General features: G+C 69.0%; 25 protein-coding genes. 16 read left to right on the top strand and 9 right to left on the bottom strand.

What is annotated here, in order from left to right; genetic code table 11:
• Positions 1-92 precede the first annotated feature (92 nt).
• On the top strand, positions 93-1,475 hold the full coding sequence (locus OH146_RS07280) for an LLM class flavin-dependent oxidoreductase (RefSeq protein ID WP_265158955.1): 1,383 nt from the start codon (positions 93-95) through the stop codon (positions 1,473-1,475).
• Between the two features lie 88 nt (positions 1,476-1,563).
• On the opposite strand, the gene OH146_RS07275 is transcribed toward OH146_RS07280, so the two are convergent.
• Entirely contained in the window at positions 1,564-2,145 is a 582-nt protein-coding gene (locus OH146_RS07275) for a PadR family transcriptional regulator (RefSeq protein WP_265158953.1), read from the bottom strand.
• Between the two features lie 93 nt (positions 2,146-2,238).
• Here OH146_RS07275 and OH146_RS07270 point away from each other — a divergent pair, with 93 nt between their 5' ends.
• Genes OH146_RS07270 through OH146_RS07260 form a run of 3 tightly spaced genes read left to right on the top strand, consistent with a single transcriptional unit; the run spans position 2,239 to position 4,625 of the window.
• On the top strand, positions 2,239-3,159 hold the full coding sequence (locus OH146_RS07270) for an AEC family transporter (RefSeq protein WP_265158951.1): 921 nt from the start codon (positions 2,239-2,241) through the stop codon (positions 3,157-3,159).
• A gap of 53 nt (positions 3,160-3,212) precedes the next feature.
• Positions 3,213-3,593, top strand: coding sequence for an ArsR/SmtB family transcription factor (locus OH146_RS07265; protein ID WP_265158949.1), 381 nt, complete (start codon positions 3,213-3,215; stop codon positions 3,591-3,593).
• A 51-nt stretch (positions 3,594-3,644) separates the two neighbouring features.
• Positions 3,645-4,625: an SRPBCC family protein gene (locus OH146_RS07260; RefSeq protein ID WP_265158947.1), complete on the top strand. Its 981-nt coding sequence runs from the start codon at positions 3,645-3,647 to the stop codon at positions 4,623-4,625.
• Between the two features lie 8 nt (positions 4,626-4,633).
• On the opposite strand, the gene OH146_RS07255 is transcribed toward OH146_RS07260, so the two are convergent.
• Positions 4,634-5,470: an exodeoxyribonuclease III gene (locus OH146_RS07255; RefSeq protein WP_265158945.1), complete on the bottom strand. Its 837-nt coding sequence runs from the start codon at positions 5,468-5,470 to the stop codon at positions 4,634-4,636.
• Positions 5,471-5,489: 19 nt separating this feature from the next.
• Entirely contained in the window at positions 5,490-5,963 is a 474-nt protein-coding gene (locus OH146_RS07250; protein WP_265158943.1) for a hypothetical protein, read from the bottom strand.
• A gap of 129 nt (positions 5,964-6,092) precedes the next feature.
• Between OH146_RS07250 and fgd the strand changes: the two genes are divergently transcribed.
• The 8 genes from fgd (at position 6,093) to OH146_RS07210 (ending at position 14,294) form a co-directional block, all read left to right on the top strand.
• A complete protein-coding gene (fgd, locus tag OH146_RS07245; protein ID WP_265158941.1) occupies positions 6,093-7,097 on the top strand; it encodes a glucose-6-phosphate dehydrogenase (coenzyme-F420) in 1,005 nt (334 codons plus the stop codon).
• A gap of 218 nt (positions 7,098-7,315) precedes the next feature.
• Positions 7,316-8,113: an electron transfer flavoprotein subunit beta/FixA family protein gene (locus tag OH146_RS07240; RefSeq protein WP_265158939.1), complete on the top strand. Its 798-nt coding sequence runs from the start codon at positions 7,316-7,318 to the stop codon at positions 8,111-8,113.
• A 2-nt stretch (positions 8,114-8,115) separates the two neighbouring features.
• Positions 8,116-9,087, top strand: a complete 972-nt coding sequence (locus tag OH146_RS07235) for an electron transfer flavoprotein subunit alpha/FixB family protein (protein ID WP_265158937.1) — start codon at positions 8,116-8,118, stop codon at positions 9,085-9,087.
• The gene (locus tag OH146_RS07230) at positions 9,084-10,019 is read left to right on the top strand and encodes a cytochrome b/b6 domain-containing protein (RefSeq protein ID WP_265158935.1); all 936 of its coding nucleotides are present in this window, start codon (positions 9,084-9,086) and stop codon (positions 10,017-10,019) included. The genes OH146_RS07235 and OH146_RS07230 overlap by 4 nt, the downstream gene beginning before the upstream one ends.
• A gap of 38 nt (positions 10,020-10,057) precedes the next feature.
• Positions 10,058-11,857: an acyl-CoA dehydrogenase gene (locus OH146_RS07225; RefSeq protein WP_265158933.1), complete on the top strand. Its 1,800-nt coding sequence runs from the start codon at positions 10,058-10,060 to the stop codon at positions 11,855-11,857.
• A 48-nt stretch (positions 11,858-11,905) separates the two neighbouring features.
• Positions 11,906-12,904, top strand: coding sequence for a TIGR03557 family F420-dependent LLM class oxidoreductase (locus tag OH146_RS07220; RefSeq protein WP_265158931.1), 999 nt, complete (start codon positions 11,906-11,908; stop codon positions 12,902-12,904).
• The gene (locus OH146_RS07215; protein ID WP_265158929.1) at positions 12,904-13,701 is read left to right on the top strand and encodes a coenzyme F420-0:L-glutamate ligase; all 798 of its coding nucleotides are present in this window, start codon (positions 12,904-12,906) and stop codon (positions 13,699-13,701) included. Before OH146_RS07220 ends, OH146_RS07215 begins: the two co-directional genes overlap by 1 nt.
• A gap of 152 nt (positions 13,702-13,853) precedes the next feature.
• Positions 13,854-14,294: a nitroreductase family deazaflavin-dependent oxidoreductase gene (locus tag OH146_RS07210; RefSeq protein WP_265158927.1), complete on the top strand. Its 441-nt coding sequence runs from the start codon at positions 13,854-13,856 to the stop codon at positions 14,292-14,294.
• Between the two features lie 160 nt (positions 14,295-14,454).
• Here OH146_RS07210 and OH146_RS07205 read toward each other — a convergent pair whose 3' ends face one another.
• The 6 genes from OH146_RS07205 to OH146_RS07180 all read right to left on the bottom strand — a co-directional run bounded on the left by OH146_RS07205 (position 14,455) and on the right by OH146_RS07180 (position 19,133).
• Positions 14,455-14,889, bottom strand: coding sequence for a hypothetical protein (locus OH146_RS07205; protein ID WP_265158924.1), 435 nt, complete (start codon positions 14,887-14,889; stop codon positions 14,455-14,457).
• A 35-nt stretch (positions 14,890-14,924) separates the two neighbouring features.
• Entirely contained in the window at positions 14,925-15,431 is a 507-nt protein-coding gene (locus OH146_RS07200; protein ID WP_265158922.1) for a DUF421 domain-containing protein, read from the bottom strand.
• 63 nt (positions 15,432-15,494) lie between these two features.
• A complete protein-coding gene (locus OH146_RS07195; RefSeq protein ID WP_265158920.1) occupies positions 15,495-16,259 on the bottom strand; it encodes an ABC transporter ATP-binding protein in 765 nt (254 codons plus the stop codon).
• Positions 16,250-17,278 (bottom strand): putative F420-0 ABC transporter permease subunit, encoded by a 1,029-nt coding sequence (locus OH146_RS07190; protein WP_265158917.1) that lies wholly within the window; start codon positions 17,276-17,278, stop codon positions 16,250-16,252. The genes OH146_RS07195 and OH146_RS07190 overlap by 10 nt, the downstream gene beginning before the upstream one ends.
• A 32-nt stretch (positions 17,279-17,310) precedes the next feature.
• Positions 17,311-18,297, bottom strand: coding sequence for a putative F420-0 ABC transporter substrate-binding protein (locus OH146_RS07185; protein WP_265158914.1), 987 nt, complete (start codon positions 18,295-18,297; stop codon positions 17,311-17,313).
• A gap of 137 nt (positions 18,298-18,434) precedes the next feature.
• Positions 18,435-19,133 (bottom strand): ion transporter, encoded by a 699-nt coding sequence (locus OH146_RS07180; protein WP_265158913.1) that lies wholly within the window; start codon positions 19,131-19,133, stop codon positions 18,435-18,437.
• A 76-nt stretch (positions 19,134-19,209) separates the two neighbouring features.
• Here OH146_RS07180 and pyrE point away from each other — a divergent pair, with 76 nt between their 5' ends.
• From pyrE to OH146_RS07160, 4 genes are all read left to right on the top strand, one after another.
• Positions 19,210-19,758 (top strand): orotate phosphoribosyltransferase, encoded by a 549-nt coding sequence (gene pyrE, locus OH146_RS07175; protein WP_265158911.1) that lies wholly within the window; start codon positions 19,210-19,212, stop codon positions 19,756-19,758.
• Between the two features lie 4 nt (positions 19,759-19,762).
• Positions 19,763-20,812, top strand: a complete 1,050-nt coding sequence (locus OH146_RS07170; protein ID WP_265158909.1) for a septum formation family protein — start codon at positions 19,763-19,765, stop codon at positions 20,810-20,812.
• A gap of 169 nt (positions 20,813-20,981) precedes the next feature.
• On the top strand, positions 20,982-21,323 hold the full coding sequence (locus OH146_RS07165; RefSeq protein WP_265158907.1) for a PadR family transcriptional regulator: 342 nt from the start codon (positions 20,982-20,984) through the stop codon (positions 21,321-21,323).
• The gene (locus OH146_RS07160; RefSeq protein ID WP_265158905.1) at positions 21,320-22,294 is read left to right on the top strand and encodes a hypothetical protein; all 975 of its coding nucleotides are present in this window, start codon (positions 21,320-21,322) and stop codon (positions 22,292-22,294) included. The genes OH146_RS07165 and OH146_RS07160 overlap by 4 nt, the downstream gene beginning before the upstream one ends.
• Positions 22,295-22,320: the final 26 nt, after the last annotated feature.

The following is a 22,320-nucleotide window of genomic DNA, read 5'->3' as shown; positions in this document are numbered from 1 at the left end:
GAGTGCCCACGGCGTGACGAAATGTGTCACTGCCGTTGGCGGGGAGGGACCGGGCGGATGCAGCATGGTGACTCCGAGCGAAAGGGCACCACATGGCCAGGCAGATCCGTTTCAACGCGTTCGACATGAACTGCGTCGCACACCAGTCGTCAGGCCTGTGGCGGCATCCGAAGGACCGGTCACGCGAGTACAACACGCTTCGCTACTGGACGGAGCTCGCGCAGCTCCTCGAGCGCGGCCGCTTCGACGGCATCTTCATCGCCGACGTGCTCGGCACCTATGACGTCTACGGCGGCAGCAATGAGGCCCCCATCAAGCATGGTGCGCAGGTGCCTGTGAACGACCCCGTGCTGCTCGTCTCGGCGATGGCGACCGTGACCGAGCACCTCGGCTTCGGTGTGACGGCGGGCACTGCCTACGAGCATCCGTATCCCTTCGCCCGGCGGATGTCGACTCTCGACCACCTGACGAATGGCCGCGTCGGGTGGAACGTCGTGACGGGCTACCTGCCGAGCGCCGCCCGCAACATGGGTCACGACGACCAGATGGAGCACGACGAGCGTTATGCCCATGCCGATGAGTACCTCGAGGTGCTCTACAAGCTGTGGGAGGGGTCGTGGGAGGATGACGCCGTCGTCGTCGACCGCGAGGCGGGCGTCTTCACCGACCCCTCGAAGGTGCACGACATCGGGCACGAGGGCAAGTACTTCACGGTGCCCGGCATCCACATTTCGGAGCCGTCCCCCCAGCGCACCCCCGTGATCTATCAGGCCGGTGCCTCGCCGCGCGGCATCGAGTTCGCGGCGGGCAACGCGGAGGCGATCTTCGTTGCCTCGCCCACGAAGGCGGTGCTCGCCGACACCGTGCGGCGCATCCGTGATGCCCTCGAGTCGGCGGGGCGCGACCGCTACGCCGCCCGCATCTACACGCTGCTGACGGTCATCACCGACGAGACCCCCGAGAAGGCCCGCGCCAAGCACGCCGAGTACCTCTCTTATGCGAGCGAGGAGGGCGCGCTCGTCTTCATGTCGGGCTGGATGGGCATCGACCTCTCGCAGTACGACCTCGACGAGCCGGTCGGCAATGTGAAGAGCAACGCGATCCAGTCGACCGTGTCGAACTTTCAGCAGGCGAATGCGGAGGGCGGCGAGTGGACGGTCGGCGATATCGCCCGGCACAGTGCGATCGGCGGGCTTGGTCCCACGATCGTGGGCTCGGGGGAGGAGATCGCCGACCAGCTGCAGGAGTGGGTCGAGGAGACGGATGTCGACGGCTTCAACCTCGCCTACGCGATCACGCCGGGCACCTTCGAGGACATCGTCGAGCACGTGATCCCCGTGCTCCAGGCCCGGGGTGCGTACCCGACCGAGTACGTCGAGGGCACTCTGCGCCACAAGCTCTTCCACGAGGGCGACCGCCTGCCCGCCGAGCACAAGGGTGCGGGGTTCCGGGTCGGGCAGACCTCACTGGTCTAGAGCACCATCGAGGGGACGCACTCCGTATTGCCGGCGGTCGCCGGGCACCAGAATGCGTCCCCTCAGTTGGTGATCGGATGCCGCGCCGTCAGTCCGCGAGGATCAGGTACAGCGCGCGGCGCGCCTCGTCGAGCTTCTCGGATGCCGCATCCCGCTGTTCATCGCTCGCCGCGGTCTTGAACTGCTGGATGACGCCTTTGAGCTTCGCGGCGCTCTCGAAGAAGCGGGTCTCGGCCTCGGATCGCCCGGGCGCTCCGGCCCACGCCTGTGCGAGCTGCTCGGCGTTCTCCTGCACGTGGTTGCGGCCGGCATCCGTCAGTTCGTACTCGGTGCGGCGCCCCACGCCCTTGGGGACGATGAGCTCTTCGTCGACGAGCTGCTGCAGCGTCGGGTAGACGGAGCCGGGGCTGGGGCGCCAGGCTCCGGAGGTCTTGTCGGCAATCGCCGTGATGAGGCCGTAGCCGCTGCTGGGGGTCTCGCTGAGCAGCGAGAGGATGGCGAGGCGGATGTCGCCGCGCCCTGCCCGTCGTGAGCCGCGCGGTCCGAAGCCGGGGCCGAAGCCGGCACCGCGGCCGGGGTGGTCGCCGGGGCCGAAGCCGCGTCGCTGGCTGAAGTCGTGGCGGCGGCGGTGCTGTTCGCCGCCAAAGGGGTTGCTGTTGTGGTGTCGCATCTGCGTTCCTTCCAAATCTCTCTTCTAAGTTCTTCAAAGATATATCGTTGAATGTCGTGAGTCAAGCGCGCTGAGCGGTGAGAGACTTGTGGGGTGTCTGGCGTCCTGATCGGTTTCGCGATCATCGCCGTCATCATCGCCGCCGGCTACGTGATCGGGCGCATCCGCCTGCTCGGCCCCCACGCCCCTCTCGTGCTGGCGCGTCTCGTCTACTTCGTGCTCGCCCCGAGCCTGCTCTTCACGATCCTCGCGACGACGCCCGTCGAGCAGCTGTTCTCCTCCGAGCTGGCGATCGCCGCGCTCGCAGCCTTCTCCTCGATCGCACTCTTCGCCCTCGTCGCGCGCCTCGTGTGGCGACGCAAGGCCCCCGAGGCGATCATCGGCTCCCTCGCCTCGGGTTACGTCAACGCCAACAACATCGGCATCCCGGTCGCGGTCTACGTGCTGGGGGATGCCGCGGCATCCGCCCCCATCATCCTGTTGCAGCTGCTCGTGATCGCGCCCATCGGGCTCACGCTGCTCGACGTGACGACGAAGGGCCGCGGCTCGATCCTGTCGACGATCGTGCAGCCGCTGCGGAACCCCATCCTGATCGGCTCGGGTCTCGGTGTGCTCGTGTCGGTCACGGGGGTGGAGGTGCCGGCGCCCGTCATGGAGCCGTTCCTCATTGTGGGGGCGGCATCCGTGCCCCTCATGCTCCTCAACTACGGGATCTCGCTGCACGGCCAGCGCATCCTGCAGCCGAAGTCGGGCCGCCGAGACGTGCTGCTCGCGTCGACTATCAAGCTCCTCGTCATGCCGGTTGCGGCGTGGGTGTTCGCTCGCTTCGTCTTCGGTCTCGAGGGGCAGGAGCTTTTCGTCGCGGTCGGGCTCGCGGCCCTGCCGACCGCGCAGAACGTTTTCAACTATGCCCAGCTGCATCAGCGCGGCATGATCGTCGCCCGCGACACGATCCTCATCACGACGGTCGGCTCGCTTCCCGTGCTGCTGCTGGTCGCCGCCCTTTTGAACTGATCTCCCAGAAAAACCGTTGACGGATGCCTCGCCGCGCTCTAACGTACAACCAAATGGTTTCATATAGTGCACGAGCTTCCCACGACCCCCGGTTCGACCTCAGCGATGACGAGGTGGACCGCATCTTCCGGGCGCTCGCCGACGCGACGCGTCGGGACATCATCCGTCGCATCCTCAGCGAGGACGCGACCGTGTCGCAGCTCGCCGAGCCCTACGACATGTCATTCGCCGCGGTGCAGAAGCACATCGCCGTCCTGGAGGGAGCAGGTCTTGTGACCAAACACCCCAGTGGGCGCGAGCGCATCGTCCGCGGAAACCCCGAGATGCTCCGGCGGGCCCAGGCCCTGCTGGGGCGTTATGAGCAGATCTGGCGAGGCCGGATCGACCGCCTGGATGCCCTGCTTGCGGAGGACGAGCCCCGCGAGTCCCACTGAACCACCGCCGCTGACCCACAACCACTGATCCACCGACCGCTAGGAGACATCATGCCCATCACCTCCGTCGACAAGGACCTCGAGGCGCTCACCCTCACGGTCGTCGCCGATTTCCCCGTGCCGGTGCGCCGGCTCTGGGATGCCTACGCCGATCCGCGCCAGATCGAGAAGTTCTGGGGACCGGTCGAGTGGCCCGCCACCTTCACCCGTCACGACATGGCCGTCGGGGGTCGCTCGAACTACACGATGACGGGGCCCGACGGCGAGACATCGAGCGGCTACTGGGAGTTCACGGCCGTCGACGAGGGGCGCTCCTTCGAGGTGCTCGATGGTTTCGCGAACGACGACGGCGAGCCGAACACCGAGATGCCGAACATGCGAATGCGGTTCTCCTTCACGGAGACCCCGCAGGGTTCGCGCCTGACGACGACCACCCAGTTCGGCTCGCTCGAGCAGCTCGAGCAACTCATCGGCATGGGCATGGAGGAGGGCATGCGTTCTGCGATGTCGCAGATCGACGCCGTCGTCGCCGACCTCGCCTCCTTCGCCGCAGGCCGCGGGGTGGAGGTGCAGACGCTCAGTGACACGCAGGTGCGCATCACCCGCGTCATCCGCGGAACCGTCGAGCAGGTCTGGCGAGCCCACCACGAGCCGGAGCTGTTGAGGCAGTGGATGCTCGGGCCCGACGGCTGGCGCATGAGCGAGTGCATCGTCGCCGAGTCCGTGGGCGACTCGTTCCGCAACGCCTGGGAGCCCGTCGACGGCAGCGAGGGTGCGTTCGCCTTCACGGGCGAGCTGCTCGAGTCGGCGCCCCCGCACCGCGAGGTCACAACCGAGCTGATGGAGGGAACGCCCGGCCCGGGCGCGCGCAACGAGCTCACGCTCACCGCCGTCGAAGGCGGCACTCTGCTCTCCCTCGTCATCACCTACCCCGACAAGGAGACGCGCGACATGGTCCTCGACACGGGGATGGCCGACGGCATGGAAGCGAGCTACGCCCGGCTCGAGTCCGAGGTGTTTGCGAGCGTCTAGCGCGAGCCCTAGAAGATCATGGGCCGGTCGTCGTCCTCCCCCTCGAGTTCGAGGTCGACGACGACCGGCACGTGGTCACTCGGGGCGTCGCCCTTGCGCTCGTTTCGGTGGATCGAGGCATCCGTCACCAGATCGGCGAAGTCGCTCGAGCCGAGGATGAAGTCGATCCGCAGCCCCTCGTTGCGGGGGAACTTGAGCCGCTTGTAATCCCAGTAGGTGTAGCCCTCGGGCACGAGGGGGCGCACGACGTCGCTGATGCCGGCCGACTCGAAGGCGAAGAACGCCTCGCGCTCTGCCGGCGAGATGTGCGTGGAGACGCCGGGCACGAGCGCGGGGTCGCCCGCATCCTCATCGAAGGGGGCGACGTTCCAGTCGCCCATGAGCGCGAGGGGCACGCCGGGATGCTTCGCCATCCAGTCGGCGGATGCCTCGCGCAGCTTCGCCAGCCAGTCCAGCTTGTAGACGTAGTGCGGGTCATCCAGCGAGCGCCCGTTGGGCACGTAGAGGCTCCACAGTCGCACCCCCTCGACCGTCACGCCGAGTGCGCGGGCCTCGAGCGGCAGGTCCGGCCCCTCCTGGCCCTTGAGGAAGCCGGGCTGGCCCGCGAAGGAGGTCTCGACATCCGTCAGCGGCAGGCGGCTCGCGAAGGCGACGCCGTTCCACTGGTTGAGGCCGTGCGCGACCACCTCGTAGCCCGCCTCCTCGAAGGCCTCGACGGGGAACTGCTCGGGCTTGCACTTGATCTCCTGCATGCCCAGCACGTCGACGTCTTCACGCACGAGCCAGTCGACCACGCGGCCGTATCGGGTGCGGATGGAGTTGACGTTCCAGGTGGCGACACGCATGTCACCACGCTACCGGCTGCTAGCGACCCTCGAGCAGGTTGACGCCGAGCATCCCGAGCACACCGAAGGCGATACCCCAGAGCAGGATCGAGATCGACTGCCAGAAGATGACGGCGCTGCGGGAGGCTCCCCAGCCGACCATCGCGCCCGAAGTGATCTGGCTCGGCAGCACGGTCTGGCCGAGTAGGCTCACGCCCGCCACCCCGAACTTGTCGAAGCGCTCCTTGAACTTCTGCCTGCGAGGGCTGAGGGGCTTCTCGTCGGAGCCGCGGCGCTCGCGGATCTTCGTGAAGAGCAGCACGACGAGCACCATCGAGATCCAGTTGCCGACGACGGCCGCCGCGATCGCGACGACCACCGGCACCCCCGCGAGCACCCCGATGAGGGCCCCGCCGTACGACTCGACGAAGGGGATCGCGCTGATGAGGATGATCGCCGCCCACTGCCAAAAGGCGGGGAGGGACTCGGTGAAGCTCTGGAGCGCGTCGTACATGCGGGCCTTTCGTGTGCGGTGCTCCCACACTATTCAGCGCTGTGAGGACGCACATCGGCCGTGGGGCGGACGTCGTGCGGCGGATGCCTCGTACACATCTCAGCAACATTGGGGGAGTATCGTCGCCCCATGCTGAAACTGGGGCTCAAAGCATCCGCTGAACAGTTCGCGCCGCGGGAGCTCGTCGAGGTCGGGGTGCTCGCGGAGCAGCACGGCTTCGACAGCGTCACCGTGAGCGACCACTTCCAGCCGTGGCGGCACGAGGGCGGCCACGCGCCCTTCTCCCTCGCGTGGATGACGGCGGTCGGCGAGCGCACGGAGCGCATCACGATCGGCACCTCCGTGATGACGCCGACGTTCCGCTACAACCCCGCCGTCGTGGCGCAGGCCTTCGCGACCATGGGCTGCCTCTATCCGGGGCGCGTGTTCCTCGGCGTCGGCACGGGTGAGGCGCTCAACGAGATCGCGACCGGCTTCGCGGGCGAGTGGCCCGAGTTCAAGGAGCGTTTCGCCCGGCTGCGCGAGGCGGTCGACCTCATGCGGCAGCTGTGGCTCGGCGACCGGGTCGACTTCGAGGGCGAGTACTACCGCACGGCGGGCGCCTCCATCTATGACGTTCCGGATGCCGGCATCCCCATCTACATTGCAGCGGGCGGTCCGCTCGTGGCCCGCTACGCGGGGCGCGCCGGTGACGGCTTCATCTGCACCTCGGGCAAGGGCATGGAGCTCTACACCGACTCGCTGCTGCCCGCCGTCGAGGAGGGGGCGGCGAAGGCGGGGCGGGCATCCGCCGACATCGATCGGATGATCGAGGTCAAGCTCTCCTACGACACCGACTACGACACGGCGCTCGAGAACACGCGCTTCTGGGCGCCGCTCTCGCTCACCCCCGAGCAGAAGCATTCGATCGATGACCCCATCGAGATGGAGAAGGCGGCGGATGCCCTGCCCATCGAGCAGGTCGCCAAACGCTGGATCGTCTCCAGCGACCCCGAGGAGGTCGTGGAGCAGGTGCGGCCCTACGTCGAGGCGGGCCTCAACCACCTCGTTTTCCACGGTCCGGGCCACGACCAGCGCCGCTTCATGGAGCTGTTTGAGAGCGACCTGGCGCCGCGACTGCGCGAGCTCGGCTGAGCGGCGAGTAGCTCGCGAAGCGAGCGTATCGACACCGGGCGGTGGCGCCCCGATGTGCCATTGCCCAAAGATCGACGCGAGCCGGAGGCGCCACTTCACGGTGACGTCAAAACTTGTGCCCGCCGTCACAGGCCCCGAGTAGGGTGGCCACACCGAGCGCCGTCCCTCCGTGCGCGAGTAGCGGCCCGGTCGACGACGACGATACAAAGGAGTGGCCAGTGAAGATTGTCGTGCTCATCAAGCAGGTGCCTGACACCTACGGGGAGCGCAAGCTGACGTCGGAGGGTCTGGTCGACCGTGACGCCAGCGATGCCATCATCGACGAGATCAGCGAGCGCGCCCTCGAGGTCGCGCTGCAGCGCAAGGACTCCGACAAGGCCACCGAGGTCGTTGTGCTCTCGATGGGGCCCGCCGAGGCGAAGGATGCCCTGCGCAAGGCGCTCTCGATGGGTGCGGATGCTGCATTCCACGTGCTCGACGACGCCCTCGTCGCGTCCGACATCGGCTGGACCGCGACGACTCTCGCCGCCGCCATCCGCCACATCGGCGATGTCGACCTCGTGATCGCGGGCGACGCGACGACCGACGGGCGCGGCGGCGTCGTGCCCGCCATGATCGCGGAGCACCTGGGCCTCTCCCACCTCGCCGCCGTCGACGGACTCGAGATCGGAGCCGCCGTGAGCGGCTCGCAGGCCACCGAGTCGGGCAGCCGCACGGTCCACGCCCCGCTCCCCGCGATCGTCTCCATCACGGAGAGCGCCGACGAGGCCCGGTTCCCCAACTTCAAGGGCATCATGACGGCCAAGCGCAAGCCGCTCACGGTCGTGTCCCTCGCAGACCTCGGGGTCGACCCGAGCTTCCCCGAGCTCGCTCGTTCCGTCATCGTCAGCACCGCCGAACGTCCCCCGCGTGAGGGCGGCCGCAAGGTCGTCGACGAGGGCAACGCCGCCGCCGAGCTCGTCGAGTTCCTCGCCAGCCAGCGCCTCATCTCAGCCGGATCAGCCAAAGGAGTATGAAGATGTCGAACATCCTCGCGTTCATCGAGGTCTCCACCACGGGCGAGATCCGCGGTTCCGCCCCCATGCTGCTCAAGGCAGCCAGCGACCTCGGCACCCCCGTGGCGGTCGTCGCGGTCGCGCCCGGCACGGGCGACGGGCTCGTCGAGCAGCTCGGTCAGCTCGGCGCCGAGCAGGTCTACATCGTCGAGGCGGATGCCGCCACTACGACGGTCGCGTCGGCCCAGGTCGCGGCGCTCGCGTCCGCCGTCGCGGAGCTGCAGCCTGCCGCCGTGCTCGCCGCCCACTCGCCCGACGGGCGCGAGGTCGCGGGGCGCCTCGCTGTCCGCACCAAGGGCGCGCTGCTCGTGGATGCGGTCGGCGTGCGCGCCGACGGCGACCGGGTGGTTGCGACCCACTCCGTCTTCGGCGGTGCCTACACGGTTGAGGCAACGGTCGAGGGCGGGCTGCCCATCGTCACGCTGCGACTCGGCTCCGTTGACGGCGAAGCGCCCGCGGCATCCGCGACCCCGCAGAAGGCGAGCGTCGATGTCGACACCGCGGTCTCGGCCGTGATCGACGCGGTCAACGACGAGCAGGTGACCTCGACGCGGCCCGAGCTGCGCGGCGCGCAGAAGGTCGTCTCGGGTGGCCGCGGCCTGGGCTCCAAGGAGAACTTCGTGCTCGTCGAGCAGCTCGCCGATGCGCTCGGTGCTGCCGTCGGCGCATCCCGCGCCGCCGTCGACGCCGGCTATGTGCCGCACTCCTACCAGGTGGGGCAGACCGGCATCACGGTCGCGCCGCAGCTCTACGTGGCCCTCGGCATCTCGGGCGCGATCCAGCACCGCGCCGGCATGCAGACGGCCAAGACGATCGTCGCGATCAACAAGGACGAAGACTCGCCCATCTTCGAGATCGCCGACTTCGGCATCGTGGGTGACCTCTTCGAGATCGTCCCCAAGGTGATCGAAGAGCTCGAGGCTCGCCAGAAGTGAGCACCAGCACCTCCTCCAAGAAGAAGTCGGCGGGCCGCAGCCGGTGGTTCCCGCTCGTGTGGATCGTGCCGGCCGCGATCGTCGTGCTCGCGCTCGTCGTCCTCGGCGCACAGTGGCTGCGCACCCTCCCCGAGGTGCAGTCGTTCTTGAACGACTACCCCGGTGAGGTGCCCCCGCCCGAGGGCACGCCCGTCGGCTTCCCCGCGTGGCTCAACTGGTCGCACTTCCTCAATTCGCTGCTGATCCTGCTGATCATCCGCACGGGGTGGCAGGTGCGCACGACACAGCGGCCTGCCGCGCACTGGACCCGCAACAACAAGGGCCTCATTCGCACGAAGGGAAAGCCCACCAAGATCAGTCTCGACCTGTGGCTGCACCTCACGCTCGACGCGCTCTGGATCCTCAACGGTCTCGTGTTCTTCGTGCTGCTCTTCGTCACGGGCCAGTGGCTGCGCGTCGTGCCGACGACGTGGGAGCACATCCCCAACGCCCTCTCGGCGGGGCTGCAGTACGCCTCCCTGAACTGGCCGCACGAGAACGGCTGGGTCAACTACAACAGCCTCCAGCTCATCGCCTACTTCGTCACGATCTTCATCGCGACGCCGCTGGCGATCGCCACGGGCATCCGCATGTCCGGCGCCTGGCCCAAGGATGCCGCGATCAACAAGATCTACCCGGTCGAGGTCGCGCGCGCCATCCACTTCCCCGTCATGCTCTACTTCGTCGCGTTCATCATCGTGCACATCACGCTCGTGCTCACGACGGGGGCGCTGCGCAACCTCAACCACATGTATGGGGCGCGCGACGACGACAGCTGGGTCGGCTTCTGGTTCTTCATCGGGTCGATCGTCGTCATGGCGGTGCTGTGGATCCTCGCGCGGCCGATCTTCCTGCGCCCCATCGCGTCGCTCATGGGCACCGTCTCGAAGTAGCGACCCGCCCCGAACGAGACTGCAAGGGAGCAGCATCCGTGACCACCCCCGCCCTGTCGCGCCGCGACCTCGAGTTCCTGCTCTACGAGTGGCTCGACATCGAGTCCCTCACGCAGCGGGAGCGCTTCGCCGAGCACTCGCGTGAGACCTTCGATGCGGTGCTGGAGTTGAGTGCCGAGATCGCGACGAAGCACTTCGCGACGCACAACAAGGCGGGCGACCAGACCGAGCCCTATATGGACGAGGAAGGCAGGGTCGTGCTGATCCCCGAGATCGGCGCGGCACTGCAGGTGCTCGCCGAGGCGGGGCTGGTCGCGGCATCCTTCGACGAGGAGCTGGGCGGGATGCAGCTGCCGATCACGGTTGCGCGGGCGTGCATGACATGGCTGCAGGCGGCCAACGCGGCAACCTCCTCCTACCCGCTCCTCGCCTTCGCCAACGCCAACCTGCTCGCTGCTCACGGCACTCCCGAACAGGTGGCGGAGTGGGCGGTGCCGGTGATCGAGGGGCGCTACTTCGGCACCATGGCGCTCTCGGAGCCCGACGCCGGCTCCTCCCTCGGCGACCTCACGACGACGGGGCATCCGCAGGAGGACGGTACCTACCGCCTCACGGGCACCAAGATGTGGATTTCGGGCGGCGACCACGAGCTGGGCGAGAACATCGTGCACCTTGTGCTCGCCCGCACGCCGGATGCTCCCGCCGGGGTCAAGGGACTCTCCCTCTTCATCGTGCCCAAGTGGCTGCACGATGCCGACGGCGCCCCCGCCGAGCGCAACGATGTAACCCTCGCCGGTCTGAACCACAAGATGGGGAACCGCGGCACGACCAACACGCTGCTGAACTTCGGCGAGGGGCGCTTCACCCCCGGCGGCAAGGCCGGCGCCGTCGGCTACCTCCTCGGGGAGCGGCACCAGGGTCTCACCTACATGTTCCACATGATGAATGAGGCGCGGATCGGCGTCGGCGCACTCGCGACGGCCCTCGGCTATGCGGGCTACCGCCAGGCGGTCGACTACGCGAAGGTGCGCCGCCAGGGGCGCGCCCTCGGTGAGAAGGACCCTGCGACCCCACCCATCGCGATCATCGGCCACGCGGACGTGCGCCGCATGCTTCTCGAGCAGAAGGCCTACGTGGAGGGCGCGCTCGCGCTCGTGCTCTACAGCTCGAAGCTCGTCGACGAGGAGAGGACGGCCACCGACGACGCCGAGCGCCGCGACGCGACGCTCCTCCTCGACATCCTCACCCCCATCACCAAGAGCTGGCCGTCGCAATGGGGGCTGCGCGCCAACGACCTCGCCATCCAGGTACACGGCGGTTACGGCTACACGCGCGACTTCGACGTGGAGCAGTTCTACCGCGACAACCGCCTCAACCCCATCCACGAGGGGTCCCATGGTGTGCAGGGCCTCGACCTGCTGGGCCGCAAGGTCACGATGCACGGCGGCGCCGCACTCGAGCTGCTGCTGGGGCGGATGCTCGCGACCGTCGAGCGCGCAGCATCCGTCGGCGGTGATGCGGCAGAGCAGGGGCGGATGCTGCGGGCCTCCGTCGAGCGCATCCGTGAGACGACCCAGCGCCTGTGGGGGCAGGGCGACCCGGCCCTCGCCCTCGCGAACTCGTCCGTGTACCTGGAGGCCGTGGGGCACGTTGTCGTCGCGTGGCTCTGGCTTGAGCAGCGGCTCGCGGCGGGCGAGAAGGAGGGCGACTTCTACGAGGGCAAGCGGCGCGCGGCATCCTTCTTCTTCGGGTGGGAACTGCCCAAGACGAACGCGCAGTTCGACCTACTCGACAGTCTGGACCGCACGACGCTCGACATGCAGCCCGCCTGGTTCTAAGCCCCGCCCGCGTGGGGCGAGCGGCCGCTGCGGTGGCAGGATGCTCGTATGACCCGTGCCCTGATCGGCTATGCCGCCATGCTTGAGCAGTTCGCCCCCGGCGAGGCCGTCGAGTTGGCGGCGCTCGCCGAGTCTCACGGTTTCTCGGGGGTGGTCGCGGCGGACCACTTCCAGCCGTGGGTGCCCGCGCAGGGGGAGTCCTCCTTCGTGTGGAGCGTTCTGACGGCGATCGGGGAGCGCACGACGGGTGACTTCGGTCCGGTGACGGCGCCGACGTTTCGCATGCATCCTGCGGTGGTCGCCCAGGCATCTGCGACCCTCGCCGCCATGTATCCGGGCCGGCATTGGCTCGGCGTCGGTTCGGGTGATGCCCTCAACGAGCATGTCGTCGGGCGTTACTGGCCGGAGGCGCCCGAGCGCATCGACCGCATGTTCGAGGCGATCGAGGTGATCCAGAAGCTGTTCACGGCATCGGCCTCGGGTCGTGACACGAAGCATTCGGGCACCCACTTCCGGCTGGAGTCGTCACGGCTCTGGACCATGCCGGAGGTGCCCCCGCAGGTGCTCGTCGCGACCTCGGGTCCCGTCACGGCCAAGCGGGCGGGGCGCGTTGCCGACGGGCTCATCACGACGAACGCGCCGCTCGAGAAACTCGAGGTGCTGTTGCGCCGCTTCGAGGAGGGCGCTCGCGCGGTCGGGCGGGACGCGGCATCCGCCCCCCGTGTGCTGCGCCTGCACGTGAGCTGGGCCGAGACCGATGAGCAGGCGATGGCCAACGCGCTGCGGGAGTGGCCGCAGGCGGGGCTGCGGTTCTCGCATGCGGACATCCGTTCGCCGTACGAGTTCGAGCAGCTGACCCGCCTGGTGCGCCCCGAACACTTCGAGGGGCGGATGCTCGTCAGCTCGGATCTCGATGCGCATCGCGCGCACATCCAGCGCCACCTCGATCTCGGTTTCACGCGCATCCACCTGCACAATGTTGGGCGCAACCAGCGTGAGTTTCTGGAAACCTTTGGCCGAGATGTGCTGCCGGGGCTGGTGGCCTGATGGGGCTCGTGCCGGGATTGACGGTGTTCGGGGTGTCGGGGATCGGTGAGGTGCGACCGGGCGAGAACCTTGCGGCGCTCATTCTCGAGGCGGGCGTCGAGCTTGAGGAGGGTGACATCCTCTCGGTCACGAGCAAGATCGTCTCGAAAGCCGAGGGTCGGATTCGTGCCGCAGCCGACCGCGAGCAGGCGATCACGGACGAGACCGTGCGCGTGGTCGCCTCGCGTGAGCATCCGGGCGGCGTGACTCGCATCGTCGAGAATCGGCAGGGGCTTGTGATGGCGGCGGCCGGGGTCGACGCGAGCAACACCGACGAGGGGACCGTGCTGCTGCTGCCTGAGGATCCGGATGCTTCGGCCCTCGCCCTCTGCGAGGCTCTCCGCCGTGCGACCGGGGTGCGCCTCGGGGTCGTCATCACCGACACGGCGGGCCGCCCGTGGCGCCAGGGGCAGACCGACATCGCGATCGGCGCGGCGGGAGTCACCGTGCTCGAGGACCTGCGCGGGACGACGGATGCGGCGGGGCGCTCGCTGACCGTGACCGCCGCCGCGATCGCGGACGAGGTCGCCGCGGCATCCGATCTAGTGAAGGGCAAGACGAGCGGGATGCCCGTGGCGGTCGTGCGGGGGCTGGGGCGGTATGTCGCGGGGCTCGACGCGCCGGGCGCGCGAGCGCTGCAGCGGCTGGGGGAGGCGGACATGTTCAGCCTCGGGACAGCCGAAGCACGGGCCGCGGGGTATGAAGAGGGGTTCGCGGCGGGACGCGCTGCGTCGCAAGCGGGCTCGCTCCACGAGTGAGCCGCCGCAGGCACCAACAGTGCGGTGTTTTCTGCTCATCGCGGTGTTCTGTGGTGTAGCGCTGAGCAGAAAACGCCGCGTTGTTGGGAACTGACGGGTGGCAGGACAGGTGTTGCCGGGAATTCTCTGGCGCGCGTGCTGTTATCGACTGCATGCCACTGAGCGGAGACTACGAACCCAGCACATCTCAGCGCACGCGCGAGCAGGTGGAGCTCTATGAGAGCTCGGGCGGCACGCGCGGCACCACCCTCGGCGACACCGACATGCCGGTCGTCATTGTCACGTCCGTCGGCGCGAAGTCCGGCAAGCTGCGCAAGACCGCCCTCATGCGGGTGGAGCACGACGGGGAGTATGCGCTCGTCGCATCGATGGGCGGCGCGCCGAAGCATCCGGTCTGGTACTTCAACCTTGTGAAGGAGCCGCACATCGAGCTGCAGGACGGCCCCGACCGCGCCGACTACGAGGTGCGCATCGTCGAGGGTGAGGAGCGCGAGGCGTGGTGGGAGCGCGCAGTCGCCGCCTACCCGCCCTACGCCGAATACCAGGAGAAGACCGAGCGACAGATCCCGGTGTTCGTGGCCCGTCGCGTCTAGTCGGTCGACTCCGCGTCAACAGTGCGGTGTTTTCTGCTCAGCGCGCCGGTTTCTGCGCCCGCGCTGAGCAGAAAACACCGCGCTGATGGGGTGTGGATGCCGCGGGGTGTGGATGCCGCGGGGTGTGGATGCTGCGCCGCGCCGCACACGCTGTATCTCGCTACTCCGGCCTCGCCTCGTGGTGCGGCCACCCGTGCGTGCGGCGATCCTCCTTCATCTCGGCTTCGAAGAGGTGGCGACGCCCGCCCGCGAGCTGCTCACGAGCATCCCTCTCCGCCTCCTTGAACGCGGAATAGTAGTTGTCGTCGTAGTCCTCGACGATCTGGAACGTCCAGCGCCCCTGGATGACGTTGCGGCCCAGGATGTCGCGCTCGATGCGCTCGGCCAGCTCACCGTGGCCCGCCTCGCGCAGAGCGTCGACGGCGTCGCCGAGATGCAGATCGGCAGTGCCGGTCAGGCGGTGGAAGCCATAGAGCAGCCCGCGGGCATGCTCGACCGCCTCGAGGGCCTCCGAAAGCTTGCCGAGCGCGGCGACCGTCGCATCGTCGAGTCCATCCGGGCGGGTGTGAGCGTCATCGGGTCCGTCATGCTTCATGCTTCGGATGCTGCCCCCGCCACCCGAGAGTTCGCTCAACCCTTCACGCCCTGGAGGGCGGAGCCGTCGCCAAGCTTCGACGCGGGAATGACGCTCAGCTTGCCGTTGGTCTCCAAGACGACGGCAGCGACGGAATGGATGTCGCCCGACCCTGACCCGCGGATAGCCTGCATCACCTCGGAGCGCGTGAGTCGATTGCGTCGCAGCGCATCGTCACGGTACTCGCCGTCGCGCAGCAGCAGCACGGGGGTCGCCGTGAAGAAGCCCCGCACGGGCGGCCAGAGGGCGGAGACCAGCGCGATCGCGAACTGCACGCCAGCGAGCAGCAGGAAGGCCGTCATTCCCTCGACCCACGAGACATCCTTGCTGAGCAGGATCGTCGCGAGGGTCGAACCGAGAGCGACCGTGACGATGAAGTCGAACGCGTTCAGCTGACTCAGGGTGCGTTTGCCCGTGAGGCGCAGCACAAGGATGAGCCCGGCGAAGGCGGCGGCGCCCACGAGCAGGGTTCGGGTGATGTCGGCCAGTCCGTCGTACCACATGCCTCCGGGGTACCACGGGTGCCTGCGAACTGCGAGAACGCGGACCTAGGAGAGCACGCGGACCTAGGAGAAGACGATGACCGGATGCCCCGTGCGCGGGTGTGCGAGCACGTCACAGTCCACGCGGTACACGGCGCCGATCGTGTCGGGACGGAGTACCTCGGCGGGCGGGCCGGAGGCGACGAGGCATCCGTCGGCCAGCAGGAGGATGTGATCGCAGTGGGCTGCCGCGAGGGAGAGATCGTGGAGCGCCATGATCGAGGTGACCCCGAGGCCCCGCACCCGGCGCAGCAGCGAGAGCTGGGCGTGCACGTCCAGGTGGTTGGTGGGCTCGTCGAGCAGGAGCACCTCGGGTCGCTGGGCGAGCGCCCGGGCGACCTGCACGCGCTGCTGCTGGCCGCCACTGAGGCTGTGCCAGCGACGGTCCGCAAGCTCGAGGGCGCCCGCCGCATGCAGGGCGGCATCCGCAGCCTCATGGTCGCCCTCGCCGCTGAAGGACCCGAGCAGCCCCCGACGGTGGGGGATGCGGCCCAGCAGCACGACCTCCCGCACTGTGAGGTCGACGGAGGGTGCGGCGTTCTGCTCCAGCAGGGCGATGCGTCGAGCGCGCTCGCGACGCGGGAGCCCCGCGAGGTCGACACCGTCGAGCAGGATGCGCCCCGAATCGGGTTCCGCGATGCCGCCGACGAGCCGGAGCAGGCTCGACTTGCCGGCCCCATTGGGGCCCAACAGGCCTGTAACCTGCCCGGTAGGTGCAGCGGCCGTCACCTCCCGCAGGATCGGGGCGCCGCCGATCGACAGCGAGACACCTGCGATCTCTACCCCCACGACGCCCCCCTACGCCGGGTGAAGAGCGCGACGAAGACGGGCACCCCGATGACGGCGGTGATGATGCCGACGGGCAGCTCGCGCGGGTCGAAAACTGTGCGGGCGAGGGTATCGGCGACCACGAGGAAGAGGGCACCCGCGAGGGCGGCGAGGGGAAGCATCCGTCGATGGGTCGGCCCGCTGATGCTGCGCACGACGTGGGGCAGCACGAGGCCGACGAAGCCGATCGCCCCGCTCACGGCGACCATCGCCCCCGTCAGGAGCGCGACGCCCGTGAGCAGGGTCCAGCGGGTCGCGGAGACGTCGATGCCGAGCGAGGCGGCGGCCGTATCGCCGAAGGTGAAGGCGTCGAGGCGGGGTGCGGCGAGCAGGATGGCGGTGCCGACGACCGCGAGGGCACTCGCCGAGATCGCGGCGGTCGACCAGTCGCTGCCCGCGAGGGAGCCGAGTAGCCAGTTGAGGATCTCGCGGTAGGAGTCGCCCTTGGCCGACCAGAAGATCACGAAGGATGTCGCGGCCCCCGCCAGCTGGGCGATCGCGAGCCCTGCGAGCACGGCGCGACCGGGCGTGATGGCGCCGCCCGCCCTCGCGATGGCGAGTGACGCGACGAGCGCCGCAAGGGCCCCGAGGAAGGCGGCGAGCGGCAGCACGACGCCCAGCCCGAGCAGCAGCACGGCGACCGCCCCGAGGGAGGCGCCCGAGGAGAGGCCGAGCAGGTAGGGGTCGGCGAGAGGGTTGCGGGTGACGCTCTGCATGACGGCGCCGCTCAGCGCGAGGCCCGCCCCGACCGCCGCCGCCGTGAGCACGCGCGGCAGGCGCAGCTGCCACACGATCGAGTCGGTGAGGGGCGAGAGCTCTGCTGCGGGGAGGCCGAGGTGCCCAGCCACACTTGCGACGACATCACTCACCCTGATGTCGGCGGGCCCGATCGTCACCGCGACGGCGGCGACGACGACGAGCGCGGCCGCCGTCGCAGCGAGGCCGAGCGCGTACCGTGCGCGACCCCGCGGGCCGCGCATCCGCTGGGCCGCGATCGACCCCGTGTCGATGGCTACCAGCCCAACTCCCGCAACTGCTCGACGGCGGATGTCACGGCCTCGACGTTGCGCACGCCGGCCTCCGTCGCGGCGAAGGGGAGCACGACGTAGCGCCCCTCGCGCACGGCGTCGAGCGCGGCCGTGGCCGGGTTCTCCTCGAGCACCGCGATCTTCGACTCGGCCGTGTTCCAGTCGGAGTCGACGAGCACGATGACCTCGGGGTTCGCGGCGACGACGGTCTCCCAGCTGACCGACGACCAGGAGTCGTCGATGTCGGCGAAGATGTTGTCGAGCCCCGCGGCATCCATGATCATCTGGGGCGAGCCGATGCCCGCGCCCACATAGGGGGTCGCGCGACCGCTCGAGTACCAGAGGGCACTGGGGGCGTCGTCGACGGGTTCGACCGACTCGAGGGCGGCCCGCTGTTCGGTGAGCAGCTCGTCGGCCGCCTCGCGGGCGTCGAAGATGACCCCGGCTTCGGCGATGCTATCGAAGACGAACTCGAAGGTGAGCGGGTCGGGCATGTAGCCGTCGCGCTTGCAGGCGGCGGGGGCGACATAGGTCTCGACGCCGAACTCCTCGAGGCGTTCGCGCTCCCCCGCGCCCTCGGCGCTGAAGTTCGACTCCCAGCCGGCGAAGACGAAGTCGGGTTCGAGGGCGAGCACCGCCTCCTGCCCGGGCACCGAGTCGCTCACGATGTCGACCTCGGTCTCGTCGGGCAGCGGGCCGTCGAGCGCGGCGACCCCCACGAGGCGCTCCTCGAGGCCGAGCGCGAGCAGCAGTTCCGCCGTCGACGACTTGATGGTGACGATGCGCTGGGGCGCCCCGTCGATTGTGATCTCGGTGCCGCAGTTGTCGATCGTGAGCGGGTATTCCGAGGTGGCGGGGGCTGTGGCATCCGTCTCGTCGCTCTCGACGGGCTGCGAGGTGCAGCCGGTGAGGGCGAGGGCGATGACGGATGCCGCGGCCAGGGGAACGCTGATGTGACGGCTGTGGGGCACGCTTCGGCTCCTAGGTCTGCGGGCACGCCGGGACACCCCCGGCGGGGAGAGGCAGGACGCCGATCGACCCGCCGCCCCAGGCCGGGGCGGCTCATCCGGTCACAGCCGACCGGTGGTCACGAGCGAGCCTACGCCCATCATGCGTCGGGCAACACGGCAACCTCCGAGCGCTTGTGCTTCCGCCGGTCCTCGTCGAGGAAGAACGCGCCGAGGGAACCGGCCAACGTCGCAAACACCACGACCGAGTAGACCGCGAGCGGCACCTTGATGAGGCGAGCGGTCGTGTCATCCGCGGTGATGCCCGTGCCCGTGATGGTCGCCATCGCCGCTTCGTAGAGGGCGTCGGCGTAGCTGTCGTGGACGCCGAAGAGGTAGAGGAGCTGGCTGGAGACGAGGATGACGACCACCGTCACTGCGGCCAACCATGCGAGTCGGCTCGTGAGCAGACGTCCCGCCGAACGTGTGCCGCGCACCCCCGCCGAGATGACTCCGCCGAAACGGGCCACGCGCGCGAGCCGCAGCAGGCGCAGCGACTGGAGTGCCCGGAAGAACCGTAGGAACGGCACCAGCAGGAACACCACCTGCCACCAGTTCTTGCGCCAGAACGCCGCCTGGAATCGCGCGATGTAGGCGCGCAGCAGGAACTCCGCGACGAAGATCGCCCAGAAGACCCAACCGACGACGGTGAGCACCGTGCTGAGCGTCGGGTCGCTTGCGAGCAGCTGGCCCAGCACGACGAAGAGAAAGATCACCCCGAGCGCCCCCATGGGCCGGTCAAGGCGCGCCGCGAGCACCTCAGCTCGGCTGAGATGCTCCTCGGTGCTGGCACTGCTCATGCTTCGGGCCTACCATGCTCGGCTTCGCGACAGGTGTCCGTCGCCGTCGCCCCGCGCGCCCCGCTACAATCGCCGGGTGACGGACGCCAGGCAGCAGCTCATCGAATACATCAAGGCCGACGCGGTCTTCCACGGGGATTTCACCCTCACGAGCGGCAAGAAGGCGAGCTACTACGTCGACTTGCGCAAGGTGAGCCTCGACCACCGCGTCGCCCCCCTCATCGGCCAGGTGATGCTCGACCTCATCGCCGACATCCCGGATGTCGCTGCCGTCGGCGGCCTGACGATGGGCGCCGACCCCATCGCCTCCGCCGTGCTGCACCAGGGCGCGGCACGCAGTGCCAACTATGACGCCTTCGTCGTGCGCAAGGAGCCGAAGGATCACGGCCGCGGTCGCCAGGTCGAAGGGCCGGATGTCGCGGGCAAGCGTGTCATCGTGCTCGAAGACACCTCCACGACCGGCGGATCCCCGCTCAAGGCCATCGAGGCGCTCGAGAAGGTCGGCGCCGTGATCGCCGGCGTGGCTGTCGTCGTCGACCGCGACACGGGTGCCCGCGAGATCATCGAGAAAGCCGGGTATCCCTACCACGCCGCCATCTCACTGACCGACCTGGGGCTCGCCTAACGCCATGGGCTGGCGCGACGGAACCCACGCCGACGAGGGAGGCCTCGACGACCTCTTCGGCGACGACAAGTTCCGCGAATACGACGACAACATCAACCCCTTCATCGCCCCACCCACGGCCCCCGTACCGCTCGTCGAGCCCCCGGCGCGGGGTGAACCGACTGAGCGGGTTGAGCCCGTTGAAGCCCCCGCATCCTGGCGCGAAACCACCGCCGCCTCGCACCCTCCCCTCCCGCCCGAGGAGCCGCGCGGTCCCGTGCACGACCGCTTCTCCCCCACCGTCGCGATGCCGGTTCCTCCGCAGCCCCACACGCTCGCATCGTCCCCCGCCGATGTCGCGACAGTTGCGATGCCGATGGCTGGAGCAGACGCAACCCCGCCCACGTCTGTGCTTCCGCCGGGCACGCTGCCGGGTTCCGCCGCCGGCGCCATGCCGACCGTCGCCCTGCACGCCCCGCAGGTGCCTACAGCGACGGCCGCAGCATCCGCGGCGCCACCGTCCTCCGGGGTCTGGTCCCGCCTGGGAACGTCGCAGCGCGTGCTCGTCGGCGTCGCCGGCGGCGCGCTCCTCGCCGTCATGCTCGTCGGCCTGTACACGTTCGGCACGACGCTGCGCGGGCCCGCGGATGCCGCGACCGCGGCCGCAGGGGGCACGGACGCCGCAGCATCCGTCGCCCTGGAACCGGGCGTTCACCCGTGGTCGGCGCTGCAGGGCGGCGAATGCCTCGACCCGCTCGACACGGTGTGGGCCGACGAATTCACGGTCGTCGACTGCGCAGAACCGCACGCGGCCCAGCTGATGCATCGCGGCGAGGTGGGCCCCGAGGTGACCGTCTACCTCGACGCCGAGGGCTGGCAGGGGCTCACGACGACCCTCTGCGACGCGGGCGAACTGCTCGACTTCGACGCAGCATCCGCCTACACCGACCTGCAGTGGCAGATCACCTACGCGGGCGACGCGACGGAGTGGGCCAACGGCGACCGCAGCTACGCGTGCTTCCTCAGCCGCGCCTCGGGCGAGCCGATCGCGGAGTCCCTGCTGGCCGTGCGGTAGCGCCGCCGCGGCACTCGCTCCGCTCGCCGCGCCTCAGTTCGTCTCGCCGCACCCGGAGTCGTCTCGCCGCTGCCGAAACTTCGGGCGCGGCGAGCAGGTCTGTAGCGCGCCGAGAGCGCACCGCGGCAAAGGTGTCGATATATATCGGCGAGCAGAGTATTGTTGCGCCATGGCAGAGATGCGCGAACCCACCTTCCTGATCCTCACAGCGCTCGCCGAGGGGCGAAAGCACGGCTATGCACTCATCGCCGAGGCATCCGCTCTCTCCGGCGGGCGCGTGACACTCAAGGTCGGCACCCTCTATGCCGCGCTCGAGCGGCTGCAGGAACAGGAGCTTGTCGCAGCAGCGGGCGAGGAGGTCATTGACGGGCGTCTGCGCCGCTACTACAAGTTGACGGATGCCGGCGCTCACGAACTCGCAGACGAGGTCGCGCGCCTTGAGCGGAACGCGCAGCAGGCGCGACGACGACTCCACGGCCGTGGGGTGGCGATCGCGGGAGCGGGAGCATGAGCGCCGCGCTCGAGCAGCGCTACCGCCGCGCCCTCCGCTGGTACCCGACGCGCTGGCGCGAGCGCCATGGGGAGGTCGTGCTCTCGACACTTCTTGACGGCGCCGACGCAGAGGGCCGCGCGACGCCGGCCCGGGGTGAACTGCTCAACCTCGCTGTGACGGGCGTCGCGACCCGCGGGTCGGCTGTGCTGCCCACCGGCGTTCGCGACCTCATCTCGACTGCCGCTCTCGCCACCGGCACCGTGCTCGCTGTCGCGTTCTTCACCGTCTTCTCGTGGGCGCCGTGGGCCACCGTCACCGACTGGGAGATGATCGCTCGCGGATCGTTCGGACCGTTCATCAACCCGGGTCCGCTCGTCTACGCACTGTGGCCGATCGCGCTCTCCCTGTTTCTCCTGCGTCGGTACGCGGCCATGCGATGGGTGCTCGGTCTCGCCGTGCTCGTACCGCCCCTCCTGCGCTTGAGCAACTGGCTGCAGGGCGACGTGTGGTTCGGTCCCATGGCGACCACGCTCGGCATGTTCATGCTGCTGGCCGCCGCCACCCTTCTCGGCACCCCTTCCCGGGGTGCACGGATGCTCGTCGCCATCGGATTCGCGACAGCCGTAGCATCGGTCATGCTGGCGGCGAGCGGCAGCATCCAGGGGTACGTTGTCTGGGAGCGCGCCTTCTGGATGCTTCACACCTCACCCATCGAGTGGATTGTGCTCGGCATGCTGGCGCTCGCAGTGGTCCTCGGCATCGCCCGTCGACCGTCGGATGCCCTCTTCTCGCTTACTCTCGTCGGGCCCTGGGCGGTCGTGGTCGGCGCGGCGGCGGTGCGGACGGACCCGCACGCGGCGGCGGGTCTAGCGTTCTACGCCGTCGTGCTCATCGCCGCTGCATCCCTCGTCGCCCTCGCCATCCGCCGCTCGAGAGACGCGCTGCGCGAGCGGGCCAACACTGAGGGAAGACGCACGGCTGGCGCATAGCAAACGCCAAGCGCCGGTCAATAGCG

Source organism: Homoserinimonas sedimenticola (assembly GCF_026094475.1).
GTDB classification, from domain to species: Bacteria; Actinomycetota; Actinomycetes; order Actinomycetales; family Microbacteriaceae; genus Homoserinimonas; species Homoserinimonas sedimenticola.
Note: the sequence above shows the minus strand (reverse complement) of the source record. Positions and strands in the feature narration are given on the sequence as shown.

What these genes read in the sequence shown, in the direction of transcription:
- OH146_RS07280 (WP_265158955.1), top strand. Translation starts at nt 93, where the DNA reads ATGGCCAGGCAGATCCGTTTCAACGCGTTCGACATGAACTGCGTCGCA.
- OH146_RS07180 (WP_265158913.1), bottom strand. Translation starts at nt 19,133, where the DNA reads ATGAGCAGTGCCAGCACCGAGGAGCATCTCAGCCGAGCTGAGGTGCTC.
- OH146_RS07165 (WP_265158907.1), top strand. Translation starts at nt 20,982, where the DNA reads ATGGCAGAGATGCGCGAACCCACCTTCCTGATCCTCACAGCGCTCGCC.
- OH146_RS07170 (WP_265158909.1), top strand. Translation starts at nt 19,763, where the DNA reads ATGGGCTGGCGCGACGGAACCCACGCCGACGAGGGAGGCCTCGACGAC.
- OH146_RS07220 (WP_265158931.1), top strand. Translation starts at nt 11,906, where the DNA reads ATGACCCGTGCCCTGATCGGCTATGCCGCCATGCTTGAGCAGTTCGCC.
- OH146_RS07190 (WP_265158917.1), bottom strand. Translation starts at nt 17,278, where the DNA reads ATGCGCGGCCCGCGGGGTCGCGCACGGTACGCGCTCGGCCTCGCTGCG.
- OH146_RS07160 (WP_265158905.1), top strand. Translation starts at nt 21,320, where the DNA reads ATGAGCGCCGCGCTCGAGCAGCGCTACCGCCGCGCCCTCCGCTGGTAC.
- OH146_RS07205 (WP_265158924.1), bottom strand. Translation starts at nt 14,889, where the DNA reads ATGAAGCATGACGGACCCGATGACGCTCACACCCGCCCGGATGGACTC.
- OH146_RS07255 (WP_265158945.1), bottom strand. Translation starts at nt 5,470, where the DNA reads ATGCGTGTCGCCACCTGGAACGTCAACTCCATCCGCACCCGATACGGC.
- OH146_RS07210 (WP_265158927.1), top strand. Translation starts at nt 13,854, where the DNA reads ATGCCACTGAGCGGAGACTACGAACCCAGCACATCTCAGCGCACGCGC.
- OH146_RS07250 (WP_265158943.1), bottom strand. Translation starts at nt 5,963, where the DNA reads ATGTACGACGCGCTCCAGAGCTTCACCGAGTCCCTCCCCGCCTTTTGG.
- OH146_RS07215 (WP_265158929.1), top strand. Translation starts at nt 12,904, where the DNA reads ATGGGGCTCGTGCCGGGATTGACGGTGTTCGGGGTGTCGGGGATCGGT.
- OH146_RS07260 (WP_265158947.1), top strand. Translation starts at nt 3,645, where the DNA reads ATGCCCATCACCTCCGTCGACAAGGACCTCGAGGCGCTCACCCTCACG.
- OH146_RS07265 (WP_265158949.1), top strand. Translation starts at nt 3,213, where the DNA reads ATGGTTTCATATAGTGCACGAGCTTCCCACGACCCCCGGTTCGACCTC.
- OH146_RS07235 (WP_265158937.1), top strand. Translation starts at nt 8,116, where the DNA reads ATGTCGAACATCCTCGCGTTCATCGAGGTCTCCACCACGGGCGAGATC.
- fgd (WP_265158941.1), top strand. Translation starts at nt 6,093, where the DNA reads ATGCTGAAACTGGGGCTCAAAGCATCCGCTGAACAGTTCGCGCCGCGG.
- OH146_RS07200 (WP_265158922.1), bottom strand. Translation starts at nt 15,431, where the DNA reads ATGTGGTACGACGGACTGGCCGACATCACCCGAACCCTGCTCGTGGGC.
- OH146_RS07275 (WP_265158953.1), bottom strand. Translation starts at nt 2,145, where the DNA reads ATGCGACACCACAACAGCAACCCCTTTGGCGGCGAACAGCACCGCCGC.